Here is a 25,410-nt window from a genome sequence, read left to right as displayed (position 1 = left end):
AAGGTTCGACAGCCTTCCCATTCAGGCAATCTCACCGAGGTTTGGAGCCACCTCCCTCCTGGAATAGGCCTCCTTCACCTCCTTGAAACCCCCGCGATGGAAACTGATTTCCCTGCGAATCTTGACCTGGTGTACCCCGGTTTTGCCCATTATTCGCTTGTTGCGGTTCATTCTTGGATAATAAAGCCAAAAGAGCTTTCTCAAGTGCTGCGGAATTGGTTCCTCCCACGGTCATCATCTGTACCGAGCCGGTCGGTCTGGCAGCTTGATCGAGCTCCTTAATCATCTCAATTACTAACTTGAGGAGATCCTCTCCCTCGGCGGAAACAAGAATAGAATTGGTGATTCGATCCACCCCCAGGGAAAGCTTGCCCGTAAAACTGAAACTCATCGCTCCACCTGATTGGACCGATTCTCCCCCACCTTCATGCTTGGATTCCTTGTCCTCTTTTCCCTTGGCAAAGGCCTTGTCATTGGTGCTCAAAAGGTCGCGATAAGCGTCTTTCATGGTCTCGACAATCGCTTCCGCTTTAGAAAACTCCACTTTCACAAGCTTGGAATACCTTAGCTTCTGCTTGGTCGGCTTTTCCGGGACGTCCCAGAGCTTGATTAGGCTCTTAATGGTTTTGAGCTGTTTTTCGTCGGCACCGATGACCACGATCGAGCTCGTGTCAGGATCAGAGATGAAGCGAAGTTTTCTCTTCTTGCCAATACCTGGGTCTTCTTTTTTCTTGCTGTTGTCTGCCGAGTCGAAGCCAAAGTACCATCGAAAGAATTCACCGTTGTCTTTCTTGTCCTCTTCCTCCTTGAAGTAATCCTTTAAATTGAGCTCCACCCAAATTGGCCTAGCATCTTTGAGGTAGAACACTTGGTACCCTAGTTGTGGTGGCGCATTCGAAATCATCATCCGCTCCAACTGATCGAGGGCATCTAGATCCGCCCCGGTCAAAACCAAATTCCCTTTTTCGTCGAACTTGATTTGCACACCTTGTTTTGACGTATTGCTCTTGATTTCAAATTCGCCAGCGTTCGCAGAGTTGCGATCGTCCTGTGGTCCTTGGAAGGCGGACAGCAACCCTCTCAATGCGAATCTCTCAGGATTGATTTCGGTTACATCATCTGTGCCCGCACTAGCATTTCCCTTCTCTGGAGGTGCGTCAGGCGCAACTTTTTCTGGCTTGCTTTGCTTTTCATCCTCTTCGATTGGAAACTCGGACTCATTCGGGAGGATCAATGGTGTATCCGAAATGCGTGACCAAGCTTCCTGGAGTCTCTCAAGATACTCCTTTGTCTCTTGGGAACGGCTCGCTTCGATGACCCGAACGTTGCTTCGCTTTGATCCTTTGGCGGGAATCTCTCCCAGTTTCTCCAGAAGCTTGTAAACTTCTTTCGTCTCGATGTCATTCGCCCAAATGAGCACTTGATTGTCTTGCGTGTTGGCAGCTACGCGAAAGGTGTCGCTCTTCTTTTCTTCTGTCTTGCGCGAGCTCCAAGGGTCGTAATAATAACGATTGTTGTTCTGTGTCTCTTCCTTGGGCTGCTCCCCGAATAGAAACTTGATCGTGTTCGCGACATCCTCGGCCCGCAGACGACGTAGCTGAATGACCTCCATCTCGCGAGCGGAGCCATCCAGCCTGTCGATGACTTGCTGAATGAGCAGCTGGTCACTGAGCGATGCGTAAACGATGATCGCTTTGTTCTTGTCGTCCACCTCGATCCTCGAAGTCGGTTCGAGAACGTCCATGCCGACAATGCTTGCAACGAGTTGCTTAGGATCGAGCGATGCAAGTCGATAAACCTTCATTCGAGTCTCGATACGTTGAAGCGTCGCGGCATTCTCGTTAGGGACATCCACCCGGCGAACGAAAGCACTCACAATCGCCATCTTGTTGGGAGGTGCATGGACAATTACGCTGTTTCGTCGCACGTTTGCAGTAATGTGTATGTCCTTGTTTTCCGATCCAGGTGGTTTTGGGGCACCTCCACGCTGTTGCTGTTGTAGCATTTGCTGCTGCATCATCATTTGTTGTTGCTGCATCATCTGCTCTTCCGGAGACATTGGACTTGCGCTGGCTTTGGACTGGCTAATCCCCAGGAAAGACATGAGCTGCTCCTTGACCGTTTCTGCTCTTACGAACTCAAGTTCGAATTCCTGCACCAGCCGATCGACTGCCTCATCCGATTGTTCTCTTTCCAGCATCCGGTAGATTTCCGCAAGATTGCCGGCACTATCCATGGCCTCCAGTCGATTGGTCGCCTCTAATGCGGTCAGAACACCGTTTTTGCTGACAAGTGACTTAAAGCCCTCTAGCACGTCCCCCGCGATCAATGTCCTGAGTGGAAAAGAAGTCCGAACAAACCTGTTCGGAGGAAGGCTATCCAGCATTTCGGCTGGAATCTTGGGAACGAGCGAAACATTGATCCCCTCGGTTTTCACAACCTGCAACGTGCTCTCCAACTCGAGCATCGTATAGCCACGCAACAGCAAATGACGATTGAAGAGATCACGTGCCTCCTCGATCGTGTACTTCCTTTTTGTGGACAAGTTGACACGGCTAGTGGGAAGCTCTTGCCAATCAAGAGTCATGTTGGAAACATCCGCCAACCACATCAACAAATCAGGCCACTCTTGGTTTCTAAATTGAAACTGAACCATTCCCTCCTCATCGGGAGAAACCGAAAACTCTTTTTTGTTCGGAGGATCCGTGGGGATGCTCTCTCGTTTGATCGAGCTGTCTGCACTCGCATTCTGGGCTCCTCCGGAATCTCCAGATTGCGAGGAGGCGGTGACAGCTGCGCCGGGTGTAGAACCCGATATGGCTCCATCGGCGGCTGCCTTATCGCCTGGACCTTGGGCTGTCGGTGCGTTACCCACGGGAACCGCTCCCCCGACTCCATCCGGAGTCGCCACAACTTGTTGGACTCCATCCGCGGTTTGCACGACAACTACTCCCCCGCCACTAAACGGGTCATCCTGTGCGCAGAGAGGAATCGCTGTTGCTCCCGCGAAGTAAGCAATAAGAACGGATGCCGACCAATACCGTTGTACCGAGCGCACTCGGATAGCAGCGATTAATTGCAGAACTTTAGGAAACATAGACTCGCCTCGGGCTGGTTGGATTAGGTGGCTAGTTGGATTGCGAGGAACGAGATTCTTCTTTTGCAAGTGTTTTTCGCCATTGCTGAATGGCATCTGTCGAATTCTTCTCCGGATGAAAACCAAGTGTCTTCCCCGTCAGTTGATTCAACTGAACGATCGCTAGCAGCCGCTCATCTTGCTGATTGCTAGACAACGACTCGATCAACAATCGCTCCCCCCCCTCTCGCATTTGACGAGTGGAATGGGTTACAAGAAGTCGCAAGACATCAACGGTCCTCGATTCGAGAGACTCTTTTGCTGCTTCGAAGAATTTCGATCGCATAGAGGCTTCCCCCAGTACGTTTACTAGCTCAGGAAGCCAAGTTTGAAGATGGGTATACGAGCCCTTGCGAGCGATAAACCCGTTACTCCCAAGGAGCCCATCAAACCTACCAAATTGACACAAAATACGAGTTGCCAGGGATGCTGTTTCCGCACGCTTGCTTTGTGATAATTCTACAAGTAACTCCGACGCACTCTTTTCATTGGATCTACCAAAGACTTTGTTGGCATCCTGCACTGCAAATTGGTCGATCGATCGCTCCACGCTGGTCCGAAACCAATTGGGTGCAGCCGTCATGTCGGATTTGCTAGCCGCTCCTGACTCCAACAGCTGCAATTCATCACCAACTTGCAGCTCTTCTTGCTGGACCACCTCGCTGGCTCTCCAGCTGACAGAACTTACCCCCTGAATTCCGAACAGAGTGACAGAGCATACCGTTTTCAAGTTGCCCTGGATCAGGTCTTCGCGAGTGTTTTCTCCCCAGTTATGTCGTATCTCTATGGCGCAGCTCGACGACAAATCCGCGAACTCGATGCGGCACAAACCAGTTGGTGTTTCCAACTCAAACGATCTGCCATCCGGAGTCGGAAATAGAAGCGCTCTTCCGTACGCCATCGACGTCGATTTGGCTTGAAACTCCAACTGCGCCGCATCACAGACTACGATCCGAATGCCCCCCAGCGTGACAAACTCAGTCCGTTGGTGGGGCGGAACAACAATGTCCCCCATCGCTGTGGAGAAACCAAGTTCGATTTTTTGCCACGCCAAACTGGGATCAAGCGGGTTGCGATAAAAAACTAGACTCTGGGAAGATTCTTTCGTTTCCGGTAGCCACTTGACAGCGGGGCCTGCTGGAGAAGCATCAGATGACGCTCCGTTCGATCCTGCAGTCGAAGCTGCCGAAGGAGGTTGCGATTTTGCTACATCGTTCTCAGTAATAACCTTGTCAGCCTCTCCCGCTATAGCCGCTGGGGCCGCGCCCGATGCGGCTTCGCTCGAACCTGCTTCACTGGCCCCCGAAGCGGAGTTATCTGCGGTTCCACCTTCTTTTCCTGAAACAGGCTTTTCTATCGAGCCAGCGGCCGCAACGCTGGGCAGTGTCTCTTCTCGACTCCCAACTGTCTCGGTACTGCTCGGTTTTTGACCTGCAATCCCAGCATCTTTCTCTATGCTAGGCTGTCGGGATTTATTGTCGCTGGATAGATTCTCAGCCGATGGCCTCGGGGGCTTCACGTCGACGGTGCTGTATTCCTCTCCCAGCATCGATTGCAACCGCTCCAGCGGACCAATCGCGAGGAACGCAACGAGCACCAATGCACAGACCAACATCACGACGGCAGCCGCATTTTTTAGCCAGCTTCGATCCTGGCCGATCAAGTACTCGGGAACTTGATGCCCCAAGCCTTCGTTTAATTCAATCCCCGATCCTCTCGGCTCAGAGGGTGAGGGACGCACGGCCGGCAACTGGTTGTTATCCACAACCGAGCTGATAGCAGGCTCTCCATGTGCAGGGACGGCCTCTTGCTTTATCGTGTCCTGCTGTACCCTGTCCTGCTGTACCCTGTCCTGCTGTACCACAGTCGGATTGTGTCGTACTGCGTCGTACTTCGCCACGGTCGGCGCATCAAACCGGACGGTGCTGCCATCCTTGCCCAACCTCAAGATTTTGAGTCGACTCGGTTTCACGCTGGGAGCAGCTGGCAGAGCTAAAATCCGGTCTCGCAATTCCCAAGGAATGTCGACAGGTGCAGCCAGAGCTTTGGTTAGGACACGATGGCAACTTCCCACCTCGCTAAGCAAAGCATTGTTTTCCAAACAACATCGTTCCATCGCCGGAATCTGATCGACGGCGATCGTATCGTCCAAGTACTCGGCGATATGATTCGCATCGAAGCCAAACTCTTTGGCATCGACCGGAATCGGAGCAAGACGAGGATTCGCCATGCCATCGTCAATCCTCTGCGAAATCTGCTGAGCCGTGCTACTGTCCCGCAATTTGGATTCCAACAAAGCGGCATCCTTGCTATCCAACACCCCGTCCCGATAGGCTAACAGGGTTCTCAAGGTCAATCTCATGGCAGGGTGGCTCGCATCGGATAAAAACAAAACGTAACTTACCACCCAGTTAGTTACATTTGCCGCCCGGTTTCTTTCAAAAATCTTCCAAAAAGGGAAAGAAACCTAAAATATCCCTTGGAACCTGGGTTCAAGCCCACCGAGGTACCAGCCCGCTTAACCGTTGGTGGCAGTCATAAGAGCCGAGCCCATGGTCAAGCCGGGAGCAGGCAAAGTGCTGGAACCACGCAGATAGATGTCGATGGCTCGGGCTGCCCCACGCCCTTCGTTGATGGCCCAAACGACCAACGATTGGCCCCTGCGACAATCCCCAGCCGCAAACACGCCAGGAACATTGGTCGTGAACTGACCGTGCTCAGCCTTATAATTGCTTCGGGGATCGCACTCGAGCCCCAAAATCTCGGATGCGTAACTTTCTGGTCCTAGGAATCCCATGGCGAGCAACACGAGATCCGCGCCGATGATCTCTTCGCTGCCAGGCACCTCTTCCATGGCCATCCTGCCATCCTGCTTCACCCATTTGACCCGAACGGTCTTAATCCCGGTGACGTTGCCATGGCCGTCGTCAACAAACTCCTTGCTGAGAATACAATACTCGCGAGGATCATTGCCGAACTTGAAGATTGCTTCCTCATGCCCATAGTCACTGCGGAAGACTCGTGGCCACTGCGGCCATGGATTGTCGGAAGCTCGCGACTCAGGTGGCTTGTCCAATAATTCGAAATTCACCAGCTCGGAACAACCATGACGAAGACTCGTGCCGATGCAGTCACAGCCAGTATCGCCCCCACCGATGACGACCACCCGCTTACCCTTGGCGGAGATGTAATTGCCATTAGCATGCTCGCTGTCTAGCAAACTCTTTGTGTTGGCAGAAAGAAACTCCATGGCGAAATGGACCCCCTTTAGCTGACGGCCAGGGATGGGTAGATCCCGAGGCTTGGTAGCTCCCGTCGCGAGCAACACCGCATGATTCTCCGCCATCAAATGCTTAGGATCGACCGTTTTGCCGACGTCCGCATTGGTAACAAACTTGACTCCTTCGGCTTCCATCAGATCCAACCGACGCTTGACGACATTCTTGTCCAGTTTCATGTTCGGAATGCCGTAGGTCAACAAACCTCCAATACGATCCGCTCGCTCATAGACGGTGACGGTATGGCCGACCTTGTTGAGCTGGTCAGCGGCCGCTAACCCCGCAGGCCCGCTGCCGATAATCGCTACGCTCTTGCCGCTTCTAGCACTGGGCGGATTGGCTTTCACCCACCCCTTGCTGAAGCCATGATCGATGATCGCATTCTCGATGTTTTTAATCGTCACTGGCGGATTGGTGATTCCCAATACGCACGCCCCCTCGCAGGGTGCCGGGCATACTCGGCCCGTGAACTCTGGGAAGTTGTTCGTTTTGTGGAGACGGTCTAGAGCATCTTGCCAACGGCCTTGATAGACCAAGTCGTTCCATTCTGGAATCAAGTTATCGATGGGGCAACCGGTCGTGGACTGACAAAAGGGAACACCGCAATCCATACACCGAGCCCCTTGTGTCCGCAGGTGCTCCTCGGTTGGCTCAGTGTAAATCTCGCCAAAGTCTCCCAAGCGGACAACTGGAAGTCTCCATTCGACTTTCTTGCGATCAAACTCTTTGAATCCGGTAGGCTTTCCCATAATGATTATTGCGTTGGCTTGGAGTTACATCTCAGGAAGACTGGTAACCAAGTTTGGTCGCCAGCTCTTCGGTGCAGTGTGTTGCAAAAGCCGTGAACCGCTTTTGCAAATCGTTAGCTCTTTTTTTAGAGCCCTTTTCCTCTGGGGCGAAAGTCGTCTCGATGAAAACAAGAACGACTACGCGTTGGCCATTTCCGATTGAGCTTGCTTCAACTCCTGGAGCACTCTCTTATAGTCTGTCGGCATCACCTTCACGAACTTGGGGACACTATTAACCCAGTCGTCCAGTAGCTCATTCGCTACGGTGGAACCGGTGAACTCGGCGTGATTCGAAACCAACCGATGGAGCTCATCGATATCCGATTGCTCGACCACGGGTTCTAGCTCGACCGTTCCGAGATTGCATTGAATGCGGAAACTGTCCATGTCCATCATGACATAGGCTACACCACCACTCATTCCCGCTGCAAAATTGCGTCCCGTTTCTCCCAGGATGACGACTCGGCCTCCCGTCATGTATTCGCAGCCGTGATCACCAACTCCTTCGATGACCGCAGAACAGCCGGAGTTGCGGACCGCAAATCGTTCCGCTGCCCGACCCCGCAGATAGATCTCACCACTGGTTGCACCGTACAAACACACGTTACCTACAATGATGTTATCCTCAGCAGGAAAGGATGCGTGAGGCGATGGATAGACGACGATTCGCCCGCCGGACAATCCCTTGCCTACATAATCATTGGCGTCTCCCTCGAGCTCCAACGTAACGCCGTGAGCAAGGAATGCACCAAAGCTTTGACCAGCCGATCCGGTAAATTTCAGATGTATGGTATCAGCAGGCAACCCTTTATGCCCGTGACGCTTGGCGATCTCATTGCTGAGAATGGTGCCAACCGTGCGGTTGATGTTGATGATGGGTAGCTCCAGCTTGATCGGTTTGCCGGTTTCCACCGTTTCCATACACTTTGGCAACAACACGGTGATGTCAAGTGACTTTTCCAAGCCGTGATCTTGAACATCCACGCATCGAACCTGTACATCGGGATTCGCCTTTTTGGCTGGCTTCAAAATCGGAGTCAGATCGAGACCATCCGCTTTCCAGTGCTTGATCGCAGCATCTACCTTGAGACACTCCGTTCGCCCGATCATTTCATCGATCGACCGGAAACCGAGCTTGGCCATGATCTCACGTGCATCCTCAGCTACCATAAACAAATAGTTAACGACGTGTTCCGGTTTGCCAGAGAATTTGGCCCGAAGCTCAGGATCCTGGGTGGCGATGCCGACAGGGCAAGTGTTCAAATGACACTTTCGCATCATGATGCATCCCAAAGTGATCAACGGGGCCGTCGCGAACCCAAACTCTTCCGCTCCGAGAAGTGCTGCGATGACAACATCTTTTCCTGTCTTCAAACCGCCGTCCGTCTGCAGACGTACCCGGCTCCGCAAGTTGTTGAGAACCAAAGTCTGATGGGTTTCAGCGATTCCAAGCTCCCACGGCAAACCCGCATGCTTGATGCTGGTCAGCGGAGAGGCACCTGTTCCTCCCGTATCACCCGAGATAAGAATGTGATCCGCGTGAGCTTTGGCCACTCCGGAAGCGACCACACCCACTCCCACTTCACTCACGAGCTTGACACTCACCCGAGCAGCTCTGTTGGCGTTCTTCAAATCGTGGATGAGCTGAGCTAAATCCTCGATCGAATAGATGTCGTGGTGAGGCGGTGGACTAATGAGGCCCACACCAGGTGTGCTATGCCTGATACGAGCGATGTAGTTGTCCACCTTCTTGCCGGGCAACTCACCACCTTCGCCCGGCTTAGCACCCTGCGAGATCTTGATCTGCAACTCATCGGCGTTTGTGAGGTAGTCAATGGTAACACCAAAGCGTCCCGATGCGATTTGCTTAATAGCGGAGCGTTTGCTGTCACCACTTGGCATGGGTGTGAATCTGGCTGGGTCTTCTCCCCCCTCGCCTGTGTTACTCTTGCCACCCAATCGGTTCATGGCAATTGCCAAGGTCTCGTGAGCTTCCGCACTAATCGAACCGAGGCTCATTGCACCAGTGCAGAAACGCTTGACGATTTCCTTGGCTGGTTCAACTTCTTCGATAGGAATTGGACCGGAGGATGCACCGAAGTTGAATTCGAGCAAACCTCGGAGGGCGCACCGAACCTTGGCATCATTATTGATATGGTCTGCGAAACGTTTGTAAGCGTTCTTATCACCTGCACGGGCTGCCACTTGGATGTCGGCGATCGCGGCGGGGTCCCATCCGTGCCTCTCTCCTTCGGCTCGCCAATGAAACTCACCTACGTTCGGCAGCATCGGTAAAGCATCGGAAGCTTGTAGTGGATAGCCGAGAGCATGGCGTCGCAATGTTTCTTCAGCCAAAATATCGAACGAGCAGCCTTGGATCCGACTATTGGTCCCCACAAAGCAGCGATCGATGACCTCATCTTTGAGCCCAAGGGCTTCGAAGATCTGAGCACCTTTGTAGCTTGCCAAGGTGCTGATCCCCATTTTGGCCATGACCTTGAGCATCCCCTTAGCAACACCCTTTCGGTAGGCAGCGACAATTTTTTCGTCATCCATTGCAGCCAACTGGTCGCGGCTCGCTTGCCAAAGTGCTTCAAAGGCCAAGTATGGATTAATCGCATCCGCGCCGTATCCGACTAGCAAGCAATGGTGATGCACCTCGCGGGCTTCACCGGTCTCTAGAACTATGCCGATCTGTGTTCGCTTAGCAGCTTTGACCAAATGATGATGAACAGCACCACATGCCAACAGCGAACTTATCGCGACCCGATCATGGCAGACTTCGCGATCGCTTAGTACGACAATCGTGTACTTGTCGTCGATCGCCTTCTCTGCTTCAGCACAGATGCGGTCAAGCGTTTCCAACAATCCGGCCTTGCCCCGCTTGCGGTCGAACGTGATGTCGATCGTCTTGGTCTTCCAACCCTTAATGTCCATGTGCCGTATCGCTGCCAACTCTTCGTTAGTCAGGATCGGGTGCGGCACGAGCAAGCGATGACAGTGCGCTGGGGTTGCGTCCAACAGGTTTTGCTCGGGGCCGATGTAGCACTCGAGCGACATGATCACCTCTTCGCGGATCGAATCAATCGCCGGATTGGTGACTTGAGCGAACAACTGCTTGAAGTAGTCGTAAACCAAACGAGGCTTATCGCTCAAACACGCCAAAGCGGAGTCGTTCCCCATCGATCCGAGCGGGTCGGATTGGCTTTGAATCAGGGGGATGAGCATAAAGTGCAAGGTTTCGATCGTGTAACCGAAAGCTTGCATGCGAGACAGTAGCGTCTCTGGGTAAAAGCCGTGCGGTTCCTTCTCGACCGATAGATCTGCCAAAGTGATGCGTTCATTCTTGAGCCAGTCTTCGTAAGGCTTGCTCTTTGCGAACTTGTCCTTTAGTTCCTCGTCAGGAATTAGACGTCCCTCTTCAAAGTCGATGAGGAACATGCGTCCAGGTTGCAGCCGCCCCTTTTCTTTAACGATCGCAGGATCGACGGGGAGGACGCCCACCTCCGAAGCCATAATGACACGGTCGTCAGTGGTGAGATAATATCGACTCGGTCGCAACCCATTTCGGTCAAGCGTCGCACCGATGTAATGGCCATCCGTAAATACGATGGAGGCGGGGCCATCCCATGGCTCCATCAGGCAGCTAAAGTACTCGTAAAAAGCACGCTTCTCTTGTGACATGGTCTCGTGCTTTTGCCAAGCCTCCGGAACCATCATCATGATGGCTTCCTGAAGTGTGCGACCATTTAGCAACAAGAACTCGAGAACGTTATCAAAATTTCCCGAATCGCTGCAATGTGGCTCAATGACCGGGAACAGTTTCTTGAGTTCGTCACGATAAAGGGCACTAGCCGCGTTGCCTTCGCGAGCCCGCATCCAGTTGACATTGCCACGGAGCGTATTGATCTCTCCATTGTGGCTCATGAAGCGAAGAGGCTGGGCACGGTCCCAACTAGGGAATGTGTTGGTCGAGAATCTCGAGTGAACCATCGCGAGATGAGTCTCGAAGTCTGGATCCGTCAGGTCGGAATAGTAAACACCCACCTGCGCCGGTGTTAGCATCCCCTTGTAAATCAATGTCTTGGTCGACAATGAACAGACGTAAAACAGTTTTCGCTGCTTAAGTTTTTCGTCACCTCGAAGCGCATGGCTCGCTTGTTTCCGAATCAAATACAATTTGCGTTCGAACTCATCATGAGTTAAGCCAGGAGCCGCGGTTATGATAACTTGCTCGATACACGGCTCTCCCTCCCGCGCGGTGGGGCCAATGTCGGCTTGATCTGCAAGTTGTGGTACCAACCGCCAGCCAATTAATTTTTGACCTTCCGCGGCGATCAGACGATTGAATTGGCTTTTGCAGTGCTCTCTCTCCGAAGCATCGCGAGGCAAAAAGATATTGCCGATCGAGTACTGCCCGATTTTAGGTAGATCGACGCCGAATTCCGATAATACGACTCGACGGACGAATCGATCCGGCATCCCGACGAGTATCCCTGCACCGTCCCCAGTGTTGGACTCGCATCCACACGCACCTCTGTGATCCATGTTGATCAAGATGGTGAGAGCATCGGAAACAATCTGATGGCTTGGTTTACCCTTGATGTGAGCAACAAAGCCAACGCCGCAAGAATCCTTCTCTAGGTCGGGATCATAGAGACCATGTTTCTCGGGAAAGCCGATGGGTGCGTTCATGGATTCGCCTGTTTATACGTGTGAGGAAAAAAGACATTTCGAGCGTGACGAAAAATTAGGCGCTGGCAAAATCAGGGGCAGCCGAAGAATCGCCCTCTTGACTGGCGGTTTCCTGTTGAACCGCCTCGTCATCCCAGACTCGATTCTTTAGGACAAGATCCATAAAATTTCGAGCAACGCGGCTTAAAGGCACATCACGCCTTTGAATGATTCCGAGAGGACGGGTGAGCTCCAAGCCTTCGCAAGGGATTTCTCTGAGAGAACCCGATGCCAACTCGCTTTCAACCGTCATCTTGGGCAGAAACGCAACACCGCTATCGATTATGGCCGCGTGCTTGACGGAGTCGATGTTATCCAGCTCGACCACGACTCGCATCGTCACCCCTAATGCTTTGAGCTCTTTATCAATCTCTTGACGAATCCGTAAATTCGACGCAAAGGCCACCAATCCAACTTGGGATAGGACCTGTGGCGAAATGCGTCCCATTGAAGAGAGGCGATGTCTTGGAGATGCCACCAACACCATCGGTTCGTGACGCCACATCGTGGTTTGCAAAGAGGTTCGCGACGGATCTGGGTAGCTGACCATGCCGAAATCGACAGTCCCTTGCTCCACCATGCGATACACTTCATGGGGGTGCGCTAGTTGATAGCTGCACGTCGCCGACGGGAACGCTTTCTCGAACTTCTCCGCCAAAACCGGGATGTAGCTCAATCCCATAGAATAGATCGACGCAACAACAACGTGACCCGTGACTTCGTTTCCATCTCGGCCCCCAAGCCGTACGTCGTCTACCAACGTATCGAACTGACGCAGAATGCCGCCCAAACCGTCATAAAACTTTTGGCCCTCAGCTGTCAGCACAAACGGACGCTTGGATCGATCAATTAATCGAACTGATAGAAACTCCTCGAGATGCTGGACGCTTTGGCTCGCCGCGCTCTGCGTCATGCCATGCTCCTCAGCGGCCTGTGAAAAGCTTCTTTTTCGAACAACATCAAAGAAGACTTTGAGCGATCGAATGTGAACGGCCGCTTGTGTGCTAGCAGCCCTTTTATTGCTCTTGTTAATTTTGCAAGCCCTCCATTAAGCGTAAGAATGACGAACTTATCGCAAACACCCAGCTAAGTCAATCGTCATTAGTAAATAATTTACTTTTTCGTTCTTTGTATTTGCTAATCTTATTATAATATTTGTCTCCTCGAAAATTACCGAACAAGCGGAAAATCGACATTTTGTTCCGAAACTTACTATTCTATGCTGCATGGCGGGAACTTTCCGATTGCGGACCAACTCCGAAAGTCAGCTAATTCTCTTGCTTCGGTAGTAATCATGGACACAAACAAAACTGACATCAATGAGCTGATCAGCGGATTGCTGGATGGGCATTTGTCCGTTGATGAGTCCAGAAAGCTCGATGCCGAAATTGCTATCAATCCTCAGGTCGAGTCAGACATCGAGGATCTGTCAGCTCTCAGAAGCGCATTGCTGCGAGGGAGGCCAACAGGGAAGCTCGGCAGTTCTTTCGCCTCGAAAGTCGTGGGGGCCGCTAGGTCGCGAGCCGTCACTATGGGTGAGAACGCTCCCGAATGGATTGAACCTGACTCGTACCAACCTTCCATTAAATCCCTGTACCCCGCCGAAACTCGCTTGCCATGGCTGCTGCCAGCTGCAGCCGTCGTGGCGACTTGCTTGTTCGCGTTCTTATTTGCCAAGCTGTCAGCGACCTACACTTTGTCTGTCCAGCGAGACGAGTTGGCGAGGATAGACGAATTTAACAAAAAGCAGGAACAGGAGAATATCCTGGCAGTTTTTGATCCAAAGGCTAACGTTAAAGAGAATCTGGCGGACGAGGAAGGCGGGGCACTGCCTGACGCATTATCCAGTCCCAGACCGGACACGGCAGCCCTGGCTCAGGCTAATCCGTTAGGCGATTTGGAGCCCGAGCGAGCGAACGACGGAGCAGTTAAACTCAAAACTCCGGCCGAGCAGGATCGGCTTGCCCTAGCTTCCGGATCGGAGCTGGATTCCAAGAACCAGTCCACGATTCAAGATGCTGCGTCCGCAATGCAAGATGCTGTCGGCAAAGAGGCGACTCTTCTAGCAGATCTCGGAAAGTCATCGGCAGAAGCCCCTCAAAAGCTTGAAATCGACCACAGTACCAACCCGCTTTTCAAGGCTTCGGGGCGGCTCATGGCGGTTTATGAAATCTCTGTGGATAGCTCAGCACGGGAGCAGGATATTCTCGGGATTTATCTTCAAAAGCACGGATTGGGCGCGGTGGACGATTTGGTGCTGAACCAAGATGAAATCGCGACCGTTCTCAAGTCGGGACTAGTCGGTCCGGCGAGCGCTGCTGGTGATGCTCAAGTTCTCGTTCTCAAAGGAACTGCGAGCATGCTTTCAGAGTTCTACGACGACTTGATGAAGAGCTATGAGGACTTCCCCTCGATGAGAATGAACGTGGTCATGGATAATGCTGTAGGGCTGATCGAATCGCAAATGAGCTCCATGCTTGTCACCGAATCGTCTGGAGCAGTGCGTCGCTTAGGAGCCAAAGGAGACTCTGGTCTGGTATCCTCCTTCTCCAAGGGATCGTTCCAATTTTTAGATCTGCCGATTGAGCAGCGTCAGGCAGCGAACCGCAAGCCTCCCGCAAACGACTTAAACCCCATCTCTCACGTAATTCTAGTCGTACGCTATCCCAACTAGTCACGCTGCCGCTTGCATCCCGGCCAATGGAACAAGTCTCCTATCAAATAAGCCCATCCCCTGGGCGAGGCAGTTCCCTTCTTCCCATCGCCGCTTGCGACCATTGTTCTTCGGGTAAGATATGCTGTAAAGCCCGATCGAACGCTAACTGAAACAAGTTTAAATGGCATCCTTCCCCAATGAACTTCTCGACTACCCATGGTCCACATGGACACCCCGCTACCTTACCAATATCGACCCCAAACGGATGGGGCACTTTTTTGTCGATGTTCTGATTATCGGAGGAGGACTATCTGGCTTGCGAGCCGCTAACGAAGTCGCCCCGTCCTTGCGGGCATTGATTCTAACTAAGGATAAGCTCGAAGAATCCAACAGTACTTACGCGCAAGGCGGGATAGCAAGCGTATGGGACCCAGAAGATCGATTCGACAACCATGTCCAAGATACATTGGTAGCAGGAGCGGGGCTTTGTGATCCCGAGGTGGTGGCGCAGGTTGTGCGAGAAGCCCCGATGCGGGTCACCGAGTTGATCAACTGGGGAACCCAATTTGATACGCACGATGGGCAAATTATTTTAGCACGCGAGGGAGGGCACTCCCACCAGCGAATCCTACACGCGCTCGGCGATGCCACGGGCAAAGAAATCATCCGCGCCATGATCGAACATGTCAAAGGTAGAGAGAACGTCGAAATCATTGAAGAGACTTTTACCCTAGATTTGATCACTTTCGAAGGCCGCTGTCACGGAGTGATCGCTTCCACTCGAGGTGGAAAACCGTATGTCATTTGGGCTAAAGAAACCGTTCTGTGCACCGGAGGTTGTGGGCAAGTTTTTCGGGAATCGACCAATCCTCGTGTCGCAACGGGAGATGGCCATGCATTAGCGTTTCGCGCGGGAGCCATGATGCGTGATATGGAGTTTATGCAGTTTCACCCCACGGTTCTCTACATTGCTGGCAGCTCCCGCACACTGATCACGGAGGCCATGAGAGGGGACGGGGCTCATTTGCTCGACTCGCGCGGCGTCCGGTTTATGGGGGAATACGACGGTCGCATGGAGTTGGCACCGCGTGATGTTGTGAGCCAATCGATCGTTAGCCAGATGGAGAAAACGCAATCGCCATGCGTTTACTTATCCTTAAAGCATCTCGATGCGTCTCGTGTGCGTGCGCGCTTTCCCGGGATCGCTAAGGTGTGTGCTGGTTTTGGATTGGATATTGCCATCGACGCGATTCCCGTGCGACCAGGAGCGCACTACATGCTCGGTGGGTGCGTCGTGGACACGGGTGCTCGAACAACCCTTCCCGGACTGTGGGCTGCTGGGGAAGTCACGAGCAGCGGATTGCACGGAGCGAACCGGCTCGCCTCAAACAGTTTGCTCGAAGGGCTCGTTTATGGCACCATCGCCGGAAGAAACGCCTCGGACTCAGCCTTGCAAAATCGATCCGAAGAACTTCGTGTATTACCGGTTTTCTCGAATTCACAAAATCGATCCGTTGACTTAATCGATTTCGCCGACATTCGAAACAGTGCTCGTTCGTTGATGTGGCGTAACGTTGGCGTTCGACGGCAAGAAGACCGGCTTGAGGAAACGATTCAAACGCTCCAACATTACTGTTCCTACGTGTTGTCATTGGAGCTGGATTCCGTCGAGGGGTGGGAATTGCAGAATATGCTCAGCGTCAGTCTGCAAATGGCCATTGCAGCCCATCAACGCAAAGAATCGCGTGGCGTCCATTTTCGAACCGACCATCCCAAGCAGGATCCATTGTGGCAAAAACACTTGGCGATGTGCCGGCATCCCGCCTAAAGCTCACCAATTAGAATGCTGAAAACCGAATGAGTCATTAATTGCGTCCCACTCAACGACGTTTGAATGGATTCTGACTCAGAGCCACGCGTGGTGAGATCGATATGCCATGAAATTTTCGGGAACAATCTTCGGGATTTTGTATCCATCAGGGCTGTCACCACAAGATCTTTTGCGGCGAGGCTACTGTATCTAGCAGTAAGAGATTTTTTTGCCCCCTCATCGCCGCTCGTAAGACGAACTAACCACAAGTTGTTTTGGGGCGAGTATTCACGGGAGCGAATGCTACTTCGGCGAGGTGCATCACACGGTTTTCGTCGTTTATTCTAGTTTCGTAAATGATAGAATACACTGCATGAACGAACACGAACTCTATATGCGACGAGCTATCAAACTGGCGGCGAATGTTCCCGAATTTCCGTTTGGAGCTTTGATCGTTGATCGAGCAAGCGGCAAAGTTGTGTCCGAGGGCTGGAACAAATCATCCGTCAATCCCACATTTCACGGGGAGATTGATGCCATCAATCAGTTGTTCCTGTCCAATCCAGGAATCGAAACCAGCAAACTTGCGCTGTACTCAACAGCCGAACCTTGCCCCATGTGCCAAGGGGCGATCCTCTGGACTGGAATCGAGTCAGTGGTCTATGGTACGTCCATTCGTTCCCTCCAGAAAATGGGATGGCGACAGATTGATATCCTTGCGGAGGAAGTAGTTCAACGCAGTCCAGCGTGGAGATGTACAATCACTGGCGGCGTATTGGAACAAGACTGTGACGCACTCTTTGCTCTGGCGATTTCAAGACGGAAAAATTCAAAATGAAATATAAACTCCTGGTCAACTTATTAACCCTCTTTATGGCAACAACGGCGATGGCTCAAGAAAAATCGCTACCCCTATTCGATTTCGCTGGAGCCGATACTGCGAAGGAGTGGCAGACGGTCAACGACGGAGTGATGGGCGGAGTTTCCGATGGAAGGTTCAAGATCTCCGACACGAAGACGATGGATTTTTTCGGCACGCTTTCGCTGGCAAACAATGGCGGATTTGCATCAGTCCGATCCAAACCGAAAAAGCTCAACCTGGAAAAAGGTGACACTTTGGTTGCCAAAATTCGGGGTGATGGTCGAGAGTACACGCTGAATCTCTACCCCGACAGATCACAGGTTGCTTACTCGTATCGTGCTGCCGTACCAACGAAGAAAGACGCTTGGATCGAAGTAAGAATCCCGCTGGATAAGTTTGAGGCGACATCTTTTGGTCGAGTGGTCAGAAACGCAGGTGCAGTGAAGCCTACGGAAATCAATTCCTTAGGCTTTACACTAGATGACAAGAAAGCTGGACCGTTCAAGCTAGAGCTCGAATGGATCAAGGTAGAGCGGTCTGGAGTCCAGTAGTAAATGCTGCCTCTGTCATCTCCATATTCGCCACCATGGATATCGAAAAAAACACCTACCGCATCATCTGCAACGAGCCAAACACCACTGTTTCGACCTCGATTCCATTCAGAAAGCGTACGCCTTAACTTCGGATGACCTGAGCCGAGGAAACGCAATCAAACCATGATCGACCATCACGCCTCCCGTTTCGTAGGCAAATGCTCCGAGAGTGGAGAGAGTTGTCACTTGGATTTCAAGAAGTTCTTCTGCATATTCATTCGAGGGTGGAAAAACATCGCATTGGTTTTCGGCGGCCCCAATCCAATCGTGAATCAACGTGATGGCCGGTTCTTCCCGGTCTATAAGTTCCTCTGAATTTTTGTTTCCCACTCATTTGACCTCCTTCTGCAAAATTGACCAATCCTCGCCAGACGCACTTGGTTTCCTCAGATACCGATCATGCAGAATCACAACTGCCATTCTCATAGTGGTAGTGAGCAAGCGATGCCGAAGAAAATGATCCGATGAATTCGGGATCGCCTTGGTTTTCTTCCAAGCAGCGACGACTGATAAGTTCGTGCCGAATGGCGAAATCGTAGCAGCCCTCATCGAGCGGGTATGCGGTAAGTACACCGCTAAGACGATGAGTTTCGATCCACGATTCCGCCTTCGCCCGATCCGTGAAGACACCGCCAGGAAACCCCTTGTTTCCACAATTGAACACCCAGACGTGCTTTTCAGGAACCATTCCGCTCATCTTGTTGATACCGGTAAATTGTTTTAGTTGTCTGCATGCACACGCCGCCAAGGTGAGTTCACCGAATCACGTACTGCAACCCAGCCTTTAGGTAGGTCTGCCAATTCAGAAACGGACGGGTGAAGTTCGACGATGTTATGCAAAGAAATGATTCTTGCCTCATCAACAGAAGTTGTAGTTCCGCATAAAAATTGCCAATCGCCTTCTTTGTCGTGACTTATCCTAAGTATCGGATGTGATCCTTCAAGAACTAGATTCGTGGTGAAAACCGCTCGATTTTTACCCTCAGCAAATGGCCATCCAGTCTGTTGTGCCAATATTGGCTGTCTAACTTGAATTCCAGTTTGGCAATCAGGTTGCCATGGAAAGCGATTCTGGCTATCAGGCCAAACACATTGAAGTACAGGAAATGGACTAGGACGGTAGAACCATATCGCATAACCCAGGTAGTCGGGATAAACATCGGAGGGTACAGTACGAAACATGCACGAGTAACCTTGCAAGATTTGATCGCTCTCATGCCAATCTTGAAACCTAGCACCCTTCCGAATTTCTTCGCCTATGGCGTTAATGATATCCATCATTACGGTCGCACCATTGAGTCCCAGGATGATAATCTCAGGATGGCTAAATGTATACTGCATTCCGATAGAATATGCGAATGCAGGCCCCTCCCGGTCCTCCTCAATTCCGACGATATGCCACCCTACTCGATGAATATCGTCGATTACCCTTTGTTCGTCTTTATCCTCACCTTTTGTACGAACCATTTAGACTCTCCATTTGAACTTAAGGCCTTTTTACTCACTCAACTTCCTGCCGGGCCAATGAAATCAACATCGTCTGAGGGAACTTTTCTGCGCCAGCTTGCCGTAGCATGTTGACGACTTGAGCGGCAGTGTATTGTGCATGTGTGCAAACGTGGAGCAGTATGTCGCCAAGGCGAGTTCCATATCGCTTCCCCAAACCATGGCTGGTGCTTTTCTTGAAGACGGTGTCATCCAACGAATCCGGCGTTAGTGATTGAAGATAGACGCCCCACCTCTGTTCCAATGCTGACCACTTATCTTTCAGTTCATCCAAGCTAGTTATCCCGCCCTGGCCTTGTTGGTTGCCCGGGAGTTTTCCAGGTAAGTCACCCTGCATGAGTGGGGTTTCGTTGCCAAGGAGCGTTTCCAGCCAAACGTACTCAGCGGCGTAAAGATGCAGCAAGGATTTCCAGATTGACCCCTGGCCAATCTGGAACTGTGAATGCAATTGCCCATTGCTCAATGCAGAGGCGACAGCGAGCAAATTGTTGTTCACCCAACATCGATGATAGTGAAGGCGTTGAACGAGATCGATTGCGTTCATGTGCTTCTATCGCAACCTCTGGTGAAGGGAGGAATTGAATGAATCATGATCTTACTTCTCCTCAAGTGGCTTAGTTAATTGGTGAGTGAAATTGCTCTGTTCTACGTCCCACTGGCGTTAAAACGTGCTTCATTCATGATATGGAACTCGGATTTCAATGCCGTAGCCAGGTGCAACTCTGAGCAACTTCTCGATCTCTTCTTGGGTCGGTGGTAAAGCATTTGTTGTACCATCAGCTAACGGTACACCGACTTCCATAAACATCTTTTCCAGTCCAGCGGGAGCAACCGTGATCAACATCTTGGCTGGCCGATCCGATTCGTTCTTGAACGAGTGCGGCATCCCGACCGGCATATTGGCGAACATACCAGGCGACGCAAGGACTTTATCGCCGTTAACCGTGAATGTGATCTCGCCTTCAAGAATGTAAAAGGCTTCTTCCTCTCGGCTGTGAACGTGCGGTGGAGGCCCACCACCAGGAGGAACTAACGCTTCCCACGTGGCATACTTGCCACTGGTTTCGTCGCCGGTCGCCAGAAAGCGGTACACGTCACCAACGACGGCTATAGTACGACCCTCGTTTGTTTTTCGGATCGTTGGATCGCAGATCATGCTCATTATCATCTTCTCCTTTATGTTCCGATCACTTCATCGGATGCTTCTCAAAAAATTCCCACATCAGGTCATTGGCTGAGATGTTCTTAGTGGATTTGCCCAACGCTCTGAGGCGTGGTTCCTGTCCCGGCCAAGTATGCCCGCCCCCCTCGATCTCAATCAGTACGACTTCTGCTCCATCCTCCCCTGATCCGTAAGTCTTGCGAATGATTCTTGTTCCGTCTTTGGCTGTGTCGGGAAGCTTTGTAACGACCGGCTCCTTTTCGCAACCATTGGCCTTTACCCAAGCCTGAATCGAATGTTCGACAGAATAGAAGTCAGTGCCGGATGGCCCCTTACCCTTGCCCCCTTTAAACGGAGCATTTTCATCGTCGGTGCCGTGGAAGTGGATGATAGATACAGGACGCTTCGGATTGCAGGTCTCGGTCCCCATCGGACCACCAACCGGGGCGACGGCGGCAATCCGATCCGACAGTCCGGAGGCAAGTAAATACGACATGATCCCGCCGTTCGACATGCCAGTGGCGAAGACTCGCTTTGGGTCGATGTTAACAGATTTGGCGAGATCATCGAGAATCCTGCGAGTGAATTCTACATCATCAATTTTGTTGTTCATGGCGTAGCCACAGCAGTTGCCACCGTTGAACGTCAGAATCCTTTCGAGTCGCCCGGTCCCGCTGGGATAAACGACGATGAATCCAGCTTCATCGGCCTTTTTGTTGAGGCCACAGTATGAGACCATGCTGCTGGCGTTGCTACCACCACCGTGAAAAGCCATGACCACTGGTGTCGGCTTCTTTGGGTCGTACTGGGGAGGAATGTAGACGAGGTAGTTGCGTTTCAGATCGCCCACGGTGAGCACGCGGGTGTGATCGCCTGGGCCGAGTGCTTCGATTCGCTTCGGCGTTTCTTGGGCGTGTGTCAAGCATGCCGTCAGCCCGACCACGAACATCGTAATGACCACTTGGTACATCTTTATTCCCCATATTGTCGGTATTCGCACTCCTCGATCTTGCTAACATTACCATCGCAAGTCGAATCTTCAAATACGGGTCAGTTACACAATATGCCGTTTCCTTGGGGAATCAGGGGCGGCCACGCGTTGGTGCATTATGATTACAATTCCTTGTCTTGAGGACTTCTATTTGCATGGTTTTTACTTGCATGGTTTTTATTGGCATGGTATTGATTCCTAAGTTCAACTGGTGAAAACGGAAAAGGCTCATCGGCAAATGTCAAATCAACAAATCAAAGTAATGTTGTCATCTCTCGAACGGAACGAGATCGCTGCACTGCTTCCCGAGCTTTCAGAGTCGATGAAGCTCGGGTCGAAAAATGGCAGAGTGATTCCGCTTTCGATGGATGAAGCAAAGTCTATCCTTCATGCTAGCAAGATCGACAAGCGAGAAAATCGTGGCGTAGTAATCAATTGCCTAGCACACGTCACGCAGGTCATTTCAAACGCTATGGAAGAAGCTCAAGGCATTGGTGCCATTCCAATTACCGAACGGCTTTACCAATTCAAGATTACACTTCTTGGTTACAAGCCTCTGATATGGAGACGAATCCAGGTCAAATCTTGCACACTGGACAAACTGCACGAGTACATCCAGACGGCGATGGGATGGACTAACTCGCATCTTCACCAGTTCGAGATTAGCGGCGAACGTTACGGTGATCCTGACTTGCTCAATGACAGCTTTGACAAGAACGACTCATTCTACGACTCAACCTCTACCATGCTTCACGAGGTTATTCCCAAGTCAGGTAAGCGATTTCAGTTCGAATACGAGTACGACTTTGGCGATTGCTGGAAGCATGAAATCGCATTTGAAGGTTGCTTGAAATCTGAAAAGGGAGTGCGTTACCCAGTTTGCTTGGAAGGTGAAAACGCTTGTCCACCCGAAGACGTTGGGGGAGTGAATGGCTACGCTGATTTTCTCGAAGCTATTGCTGATCCTAACCACGAGCAACACGAAGATTTGGTTCAGTGGGGAGGTAAATTCGATCCTATGCACTTTGATGCAGTCAAGACAACGAACAAAATACGACGTGGACTTCCAAATTGGAGACGGATTGGTTGATCATGGCAAAACGTAAAACCAGTAGCAAAAACCCAGGTGATGAAGCTGTAAAACAAATCGCCGAACTTGTTGACAGTTTCTGCAAAGAGCATCTCAACGACGAATACGCTGATTTGTGCCGAAAGCTTGTTGAAAAACTAGCTCGCAAACGTCCAACCCCATTGGTTAGCGGAAAACCGAGCTCATGGGCGTCTGGAATCGTCCGCACGATTGGCTGGGTGAACTTCCTGGATGACAGTAGCCGGAAGCCGCACATGAAACTAACGGCCATCGACAAGGCGTTCGGCGTTGGCGAAAGCACTGGACAGGGCAAGTCGATGTTGATCCGCAAGATGTTCAAGATCAGACCGATGGACCCGGAATGGTCACTTCGCAGCCGAATTAATCAGAACCCGATGTCGTGGATGATTCAGGTAAACGGCTTCATGGTCGATGCTCGCTTCCTAAAGCGGGAAGTTCAAGAAGAAGCATTTCGCAAAGGGCTGATCCCATTTATCCCGGCAGATCGGCAAGAAGGAGTTTGAGAGATGGAAATTAGCGATTCGATGTGGGCACAAAAAGGTGCGACCTGAAGCGATAAGTCTGCTCGAAAAGAATTCGGTATGACGCAGCAGGAGATCATTGAAGCGATCCAAGAAAGCTCGCATTCAACCATGAATACAAACCTCTTCACCAATCTCCCATCAAACTTACTCGATGAGCTTTTCACTACATTGCTCGAAGCAACCAATCTGCGCATCGAACGAATTGTTTCGCATGGTCATTCATCACCAGAGAGCTTTTGGTACGATCAAGACCAACACGAATGGGTGCTTGTACTACAAGGTGCCGCTAGGTTGTCGATTGAAGGAGAATCGATAGAACTGAAGCCCGGTGATCACATCAACATCCCAGCGCATCAGAAGCATCAAGTAGAATGGACCACACCTGACGAGCCAACGGTTTGGTTGGCAGTGTTTTACGGAGATGCAACCGCTACATGATGATCGCTACCGCTATTTACCTGGGGATCGTCCTTGTGATGAGCCTGGCCTGCTTTGTTGCTTACGGCTGGGATAAGCGGAGTGCTGCCAAAGGAAGTCGCCGAGTTCCTGAACAGACCTTGCACAGCCTGGCACTGTTGGGTGGATGGCCCGGTGCGCTGCTGGGGCAGCGATACTTCCGGCACAAGACAAAGAAATTGTCGTTCCTGATCGTCTTCTGGTGCGTCGTTGTACTGCACGTTGCAATCGTCGGGACAGCGGCGTATGTGTTCTTTGGGAATCCACTGTAAGAACTGACGAACCACGACTGAGTTAGACGAATAACAGCAGCCAAGCTCAATTCCGATAAAAGTCGATCCACTCTACCTTGATCGACTGCGGATTACCTTCGAAGAACTTCTTGGGTAACTGTATCTCGAACGTACCATCCTTGAGCGGAATAGCCTTGGTTGGCTTTCCCTCGCTGTCCAGAATTGTTACCACCATCCAGTACGGATTCCTCGAGTCCAACGGAGAATCTTCTTTCCCGTCCTTCCAAAGTCGTACACTGCCATCGTGACTCGATACTGACGCTTCAAGCGTTAGCTGGTCGGTCGATAGCTTGACATTCTCCAACCCGTTCAATCGCAATTGAACCGCGAGCTTATCGGGCCAATGCTCAGTCGTTCGTTCGATGGTCGCCTGGCTGATACCAGAGGGACTTCGAACCACGAACAAGGTTTTGTCCTTACCGGACTTCACTTCCACACGATCATCAGATCGCTTAGTTGTGATCTTGAACGGTTCGTCGCCGATATGGGCTACGATTGCAACCAATGCGATTACAGTTTCGAAAATAAGGGTCTTCATGAGCCTACTTCTTCGTGGAACCTTCCCACCACAGGACCGATTTCGGCCAAGGCATTGCACACGCGAGCGTAGGTTTCCTGTGGTCTTGCATTTGGCAAGGTCTTTCGTTTGCCATTATAGCTCGGCAGCTCGGAGAGCGAACAAATTTCCCAATGGCAGAGGATGCTCGAAAGCCGATGAGGAGATTGGTCATCAGAAAAGGAAAAGCGGATGGGGAGGGATTCGAATTAGCATCAAATCCCAAGGTTGATCGCGATCATTGAGGCGCGGCCGAGTTTTTCCGAAACGAAAAAGAGCCGTATCACGACACTAGCGAAAGCGGAATAGTTGCGATTGAGGGTATCCGGCAATCGATCCGCCAACCCAGGTTCTGCCATCGTAGAACCGCTGCGACGTCTTGGCAATCCGCAGGCCGTTGCCCAAGTCGTCTTCGAAGCGTTCGTTCGTGTTCCTCATAGTTTGGTTCTCCCAAGCGTTCTCTGGCCACAATTCGGCTAGAATTTCCATGATTTCCGGCGTTTGGCCAGAACTGGACAAGAATGGCTGGGTGCTGTTCAACCCGTGTAGGGTTTGTTAGGCTACTCGTCTGGTGAAACTCGCCCCCAACGTATCGAGGACAAGACCATGACCAAATTGTCGGAATACATGCACACCGCAGAGGCGGCCGAGTATCTCGGAGTCCACCACAACACGATTCGCAAATGGGCTGCTCGTGGGGACATTCCGATGCATCGCAATCCGGTGAACGGCTATCGCCTGTTCAAGCGACAGGACCTGGATAAATTCCTTCGCAGCATCGAGCGCCCCGTTAAGCCAAAATAAAGAAATCTCATGACCAAGGAAAGAGCCACTAATTCCAAGTCGACAGCCAATATCTGGCAGTATGGCGTCCCGTCCAAACGGAACGCCAGATTTGCGTCGGTGCAGCACATCATTCACCAACCTACCCCGCACCGCTTAGCCGACTTCGTC

At 51.5% G+C, this 25,410-nt stretch carries 22 protein-coding genes and 1 pseudogene; 9 read left to right on the top strand and 14 right to left on the bottom strand.

The window, feature by feature from the left end; all coding sequences use genetic code 11:
• Positions 1–31: 31 nt before the first annotated feature.
• From SH449x_RS02895 to SH449x_RS02875, 5 genes are all read right to left on the bottom strand, one after another.
• A complete protein-coding gene (locus tag SH449x_RS02895) occupies positions 32–3,193 on the bottom strand; it encodes a secretin N-terminal domain-containing protein (protein ID WP_482379814.1) in 3,162 nt (1,053 codons plus the stop codon).
• On the bottom strand, positions 3,129–5,498 hold the full coding sequence (locus tag SH449x_RS02890; protein ID WP_482379813.1) for a hypothetical protein: 2,370 nt from the start codon (positions 5,496–5,498) through the stop codon (positions 3,129–3,131). The genes SH449x_RS02895 and SH449x_RS02890 overlap by 65 nt, the downstream gene beginning before the upstream one ends.
• A gap of 156 nt (positions 5,499–5,654) precedes the next feature.
• Positions 5,655–7,163: a glutamate synthase subunit beta gene (locus SH449x_RS02885; protein ID WP_482379812.1), complete on the bottom strand. Its 1,509-nt coding sequence runs from the start codon at positions 7,161–7,163 to the stop codon at positions 5,655–5,657.
• A gap of 177 nt (positions 7,164–7,340) precedes the next feature.
• On the bottom strand, positions 7,341–11,897 hold the full coding sequence (gene gltB, locus SH449x_RS02880) for a glutamate synthase large subunit (protein ID WP_482379811.1): 4,557 nt from the start codon (positions 11,895–11,897) through the stop codon (positions 7,341–7,343).
• A gap of 55 nt (positions 11,898–11,952) precedes the next feature.
• On the bottom strand, positions 11,953–12,921 hold the full coding sequence (locus SH449x_RS02875) for a LysR family transcriptional regulator (RefSeq protein WP_482381802.1): 969 nt from the start codon (positions 12,919–12,921) through the stop codon (positions 11,953–11,955).
• Positions 12,922–13,230: 309 nt separating this feature from the next.
• Between SH449x_RS02875 and SH449x_RS02870 the strand changes: the two genes are divergently transcribed.
• From SH449x_RS02870 to SH449x_RS02855, 4 genes are all read left to right on the top strand, one after another.
• Positions 13,231–14,610, top strand: a complete 1,380-nt coding sequence (locus SH449x_RS02870; RefSeq protein ID WP_482379810.1) for a hypothetical protein — start codon at positions 13,231–13,233, stop codon at positions 14,608–14,610.
• Between the two features lie 163 nt (positions 14,611–14,773).
• The gene (nadB, locus tag SH449x_RS02865) at positions 14,774–16,420 is read left to right on the top strand and encodes an L-aspartate oxidase (RefSeq protein WP_482379809.1); all 1,647 of its coding nucleotides are present in this window, start codon (positions 14,774–14,776) and stop codon (positions 16,418–16,420) included.
• Positions 16,421–16,775: 355 nt separating this feature from the next.
• The gene (locus tag SH449x_RS02860) at positions 16,776–17,240 is read left to right on the top strand and encodes a nucleoside deaminase (protein WP_482379808.1); all 465 of its coding nucleotides are present in this window, start codon (positions 16,776–16,778) and stop codon (positions 17,238–17,240) included.
• On the top strand, positions 17,237–17,815 hold the full coding sequence (locus SH449x_RS02855) for a CIA30 family protein (protein WP_482379807.1): 579 nt from the start codon (positions 17,237–17,239) through the stop codon (positions 17,813–17,815). The genes SH449x_RS02860 and SH449x_RS02855 overlap by 4 nt, the downstream gene beginning before the upstream one ends.
• A gap of 41 nt (positions 17,816–17,856) precedes the next feature.
• Here the strand turns inward: SH449x_RS02855 and SH449x_RS02850 are convergent.
• The 7 genes and pseudogenes from SH449x_RS02850 to SH449x_RS02820 all read right to left on the bottom strand — a co-directional run.
• Positions 17,857–17,973, bottom strand: a pseudogene (locus SH449x_RS02850) (hypothetical protein); the annotation flags it as partial.
• Complete coding sequence (locus SH449x_RS02845) at positions 17,924–18,187, bottom strand: DUF2625 family protein (RefSeq protein ID WP_482379806.1); 264 nt, start codon at positions 18,185–18,187, stop codon at positions 17,924–17,926. The pseudogene SH449x_RS02850 and the gene SH449x_RS02845, both read right to left, overlap by 50 nt.
• 67 nt (positions 18,188–18,254) lie before the next feature.
• Positions 18,255–18,554 carry a DUF7710 domain-containing protein gene (locus tag SH449x_RS02840; protein WP_482379805.1) on the bottom strand — a complete coding sequence of 100 codons (300 nt, stop codon included), beginning with the start codon at positions 18,552–18,554 and terminating at the stop codon, positions 18,255–18,257.
• A 23-nt stretch (positions 18,555–18,577) separates the two neighbouring features.
• The gene (locus SH449x_RS02835; RefSeq protein ID WP_482379804.1) at positions 18,578–19,324 is read right to left on the bottom strand and encodes a DUF4262 domain-containing protein; all 747 of its coding nucleotides are present in this window, start codon (positions 19,322–19,324) and stop codon (positions 18,578–18,580) included.
• 34 nt (positions 19,325–19,358) lie between these two features.
• Complete coding sequence (locus SH449x_RS02830) at positions 19,359–19,907, bottom strand: DinB family protein (RefSeq protein WP_482379803.1); 549 nt, start codon at positions 19,905–19,907, stop codon at positions 19,359–19,361.
• Between the two features lie 129 nt (positions 19,908–20,036).
• Positions 20,037–20,525 carry a cupin domain-containing protein gene (locus SH449x_RS02825; RefSeq protein ID WP_482379802.1) on the bottom strand — a complete coding sequence of 163 codons (489 nt, stop codon included), beginning with the start codon at positions 20,523–20,525 and terminating at the stop codon, positions 20,037–20,039.
• Between the two features lie 25 nt (positions 20,526–20,550).
• Positions 20,551–21,495, bottom strand: a complete 945-nt coding sequence (locus SH449x_RS02820; protein ID WP_482379801.1) for an extracellular catalytic domain type 1 short-chain-length polyhydroxyalkanoate depolymerase — start codon at positions 21,493–21,495, stop codon at positions 20,551–20,553.
• A gap of 259 nt (positions 21,496–21,754) precedes the next feature.
• Here SH449x_RS02820 and SH449x_RS02815 point away from each other — a divergent pair, with 259 nt between their 5' ends.
• The 4 genes from SH449x_RS02815 to SH449x_RS02800 all read left to right on the top strand — a co-directional run bounded on the left by SH449x_RS02815 (position 21,755) and on the right by SH449x_RS02800 (position 23,879).
• Complete coding sequence (locus SH449x_RS02815) at positions 21,755–22,606, top strand: plasmid pRiA4b ORF-3 family protein (protein WP_482379800.1); 852 nt, start codon at positions 21,755–21,757, stop codon at positions 22,604–22,606.
• Positions 22,607–22,608: 2 nt separating this feature from the next.
• Positions 22,609–23,130 (top strand): DUF6398 domain-containing protein, encoded by a 522-nt coding sequence (locus SH449x_RS02810; RefSeq protein ID WP_482379799.1) that lies wholly within the window; start codon positions 22,609–22,611, stop codon positions 23,128–23,130.
• 78 nt (positions 23,131–23,208) lie between these two features.
• Positions 23,209–23,589, top strand: coding sequence for a cupin domain-containing protein (locus SH449x_RS02805; RefSeq protein ID WP_482379798.1), 381 nt, complete (start codon positions 23,209–23,211; stop codon positions 23,587–23,589).
• The gene (locus SH449x_RS02800; RefSeq protein ID WP_482379797.1) at positions 23,586–23,879 is read left to right on the top strand and encodes a DUF1294 domain-containing protein; all 294 of its coding nucleotides are present in this window, start codon (positions 23,586–23,588) and stop codon (positions 23,877–23,879) included. The genes SH449x_RS02805 and SH449x_RS02800 overlap by 4 nt, the downstream gene beginning before the upstream one ends.
• Before the next feature lie 46 nt (positions 23,880–23,925).
• On the opposite strand, the gene SH449x_RS02795 is transcribed toward SH449x_RS02800, so the two are convergent.
• Both SH449x_RS02795 and SH449x_RS02790 read right to left on the bottom strand, forming a co-directional pair.
• Positions 23,926–24,438: a hypothetical protein gene (locus SH449x_RS02795; RefSeq protein WP_482379796.1), complete on the bottom strand. Its 513-nt coding sequence runs from the start codon at positions 24,436–24,438 to the stop codon at positions 23,926–23,928.
• A gap of 309 nt (positions 24,439–24,747) precedes the next feature.
• Complete coding sequence (locus SH449x_RS02790) at positions 24,748–24,894, bottom strand: hypothetical protein (protein WP_482379795.1); 147 nt, start codon at positions 24,892–24,894, stop codon at positions 24,748–24,750.
• 168 nt (positions 24,895–25,062) lie between these two features.
• Between SH449x_RS02790 and SH449x_RS02785 the strand changes: the two genes are divergently transcribed.
• Entirely contained in the window at positions 25,063–25,260 is a 198-nt protein-coding gene (locus tag SH449x_RS02785; RefSeq protein ID WP_482379794.1) for a helix-turn-helix domain-containing protein, read from the top strand.
• Positions 25,261–25,410 lie beyond the last annotated feature (150 nt).

Source organism: Brakhagea baltica, from assembly GCF_052161605.1.
Classification (GTDB): Bacteria; Planctomycetota; Planctomycetia; order Pirellulales; family Pirellulaceae; genus JBKCUI01.
Note: the sequence above shows the minus strand (reverse complement) of the source record. Positions and strands in the feature narration are given on the sequence as shown.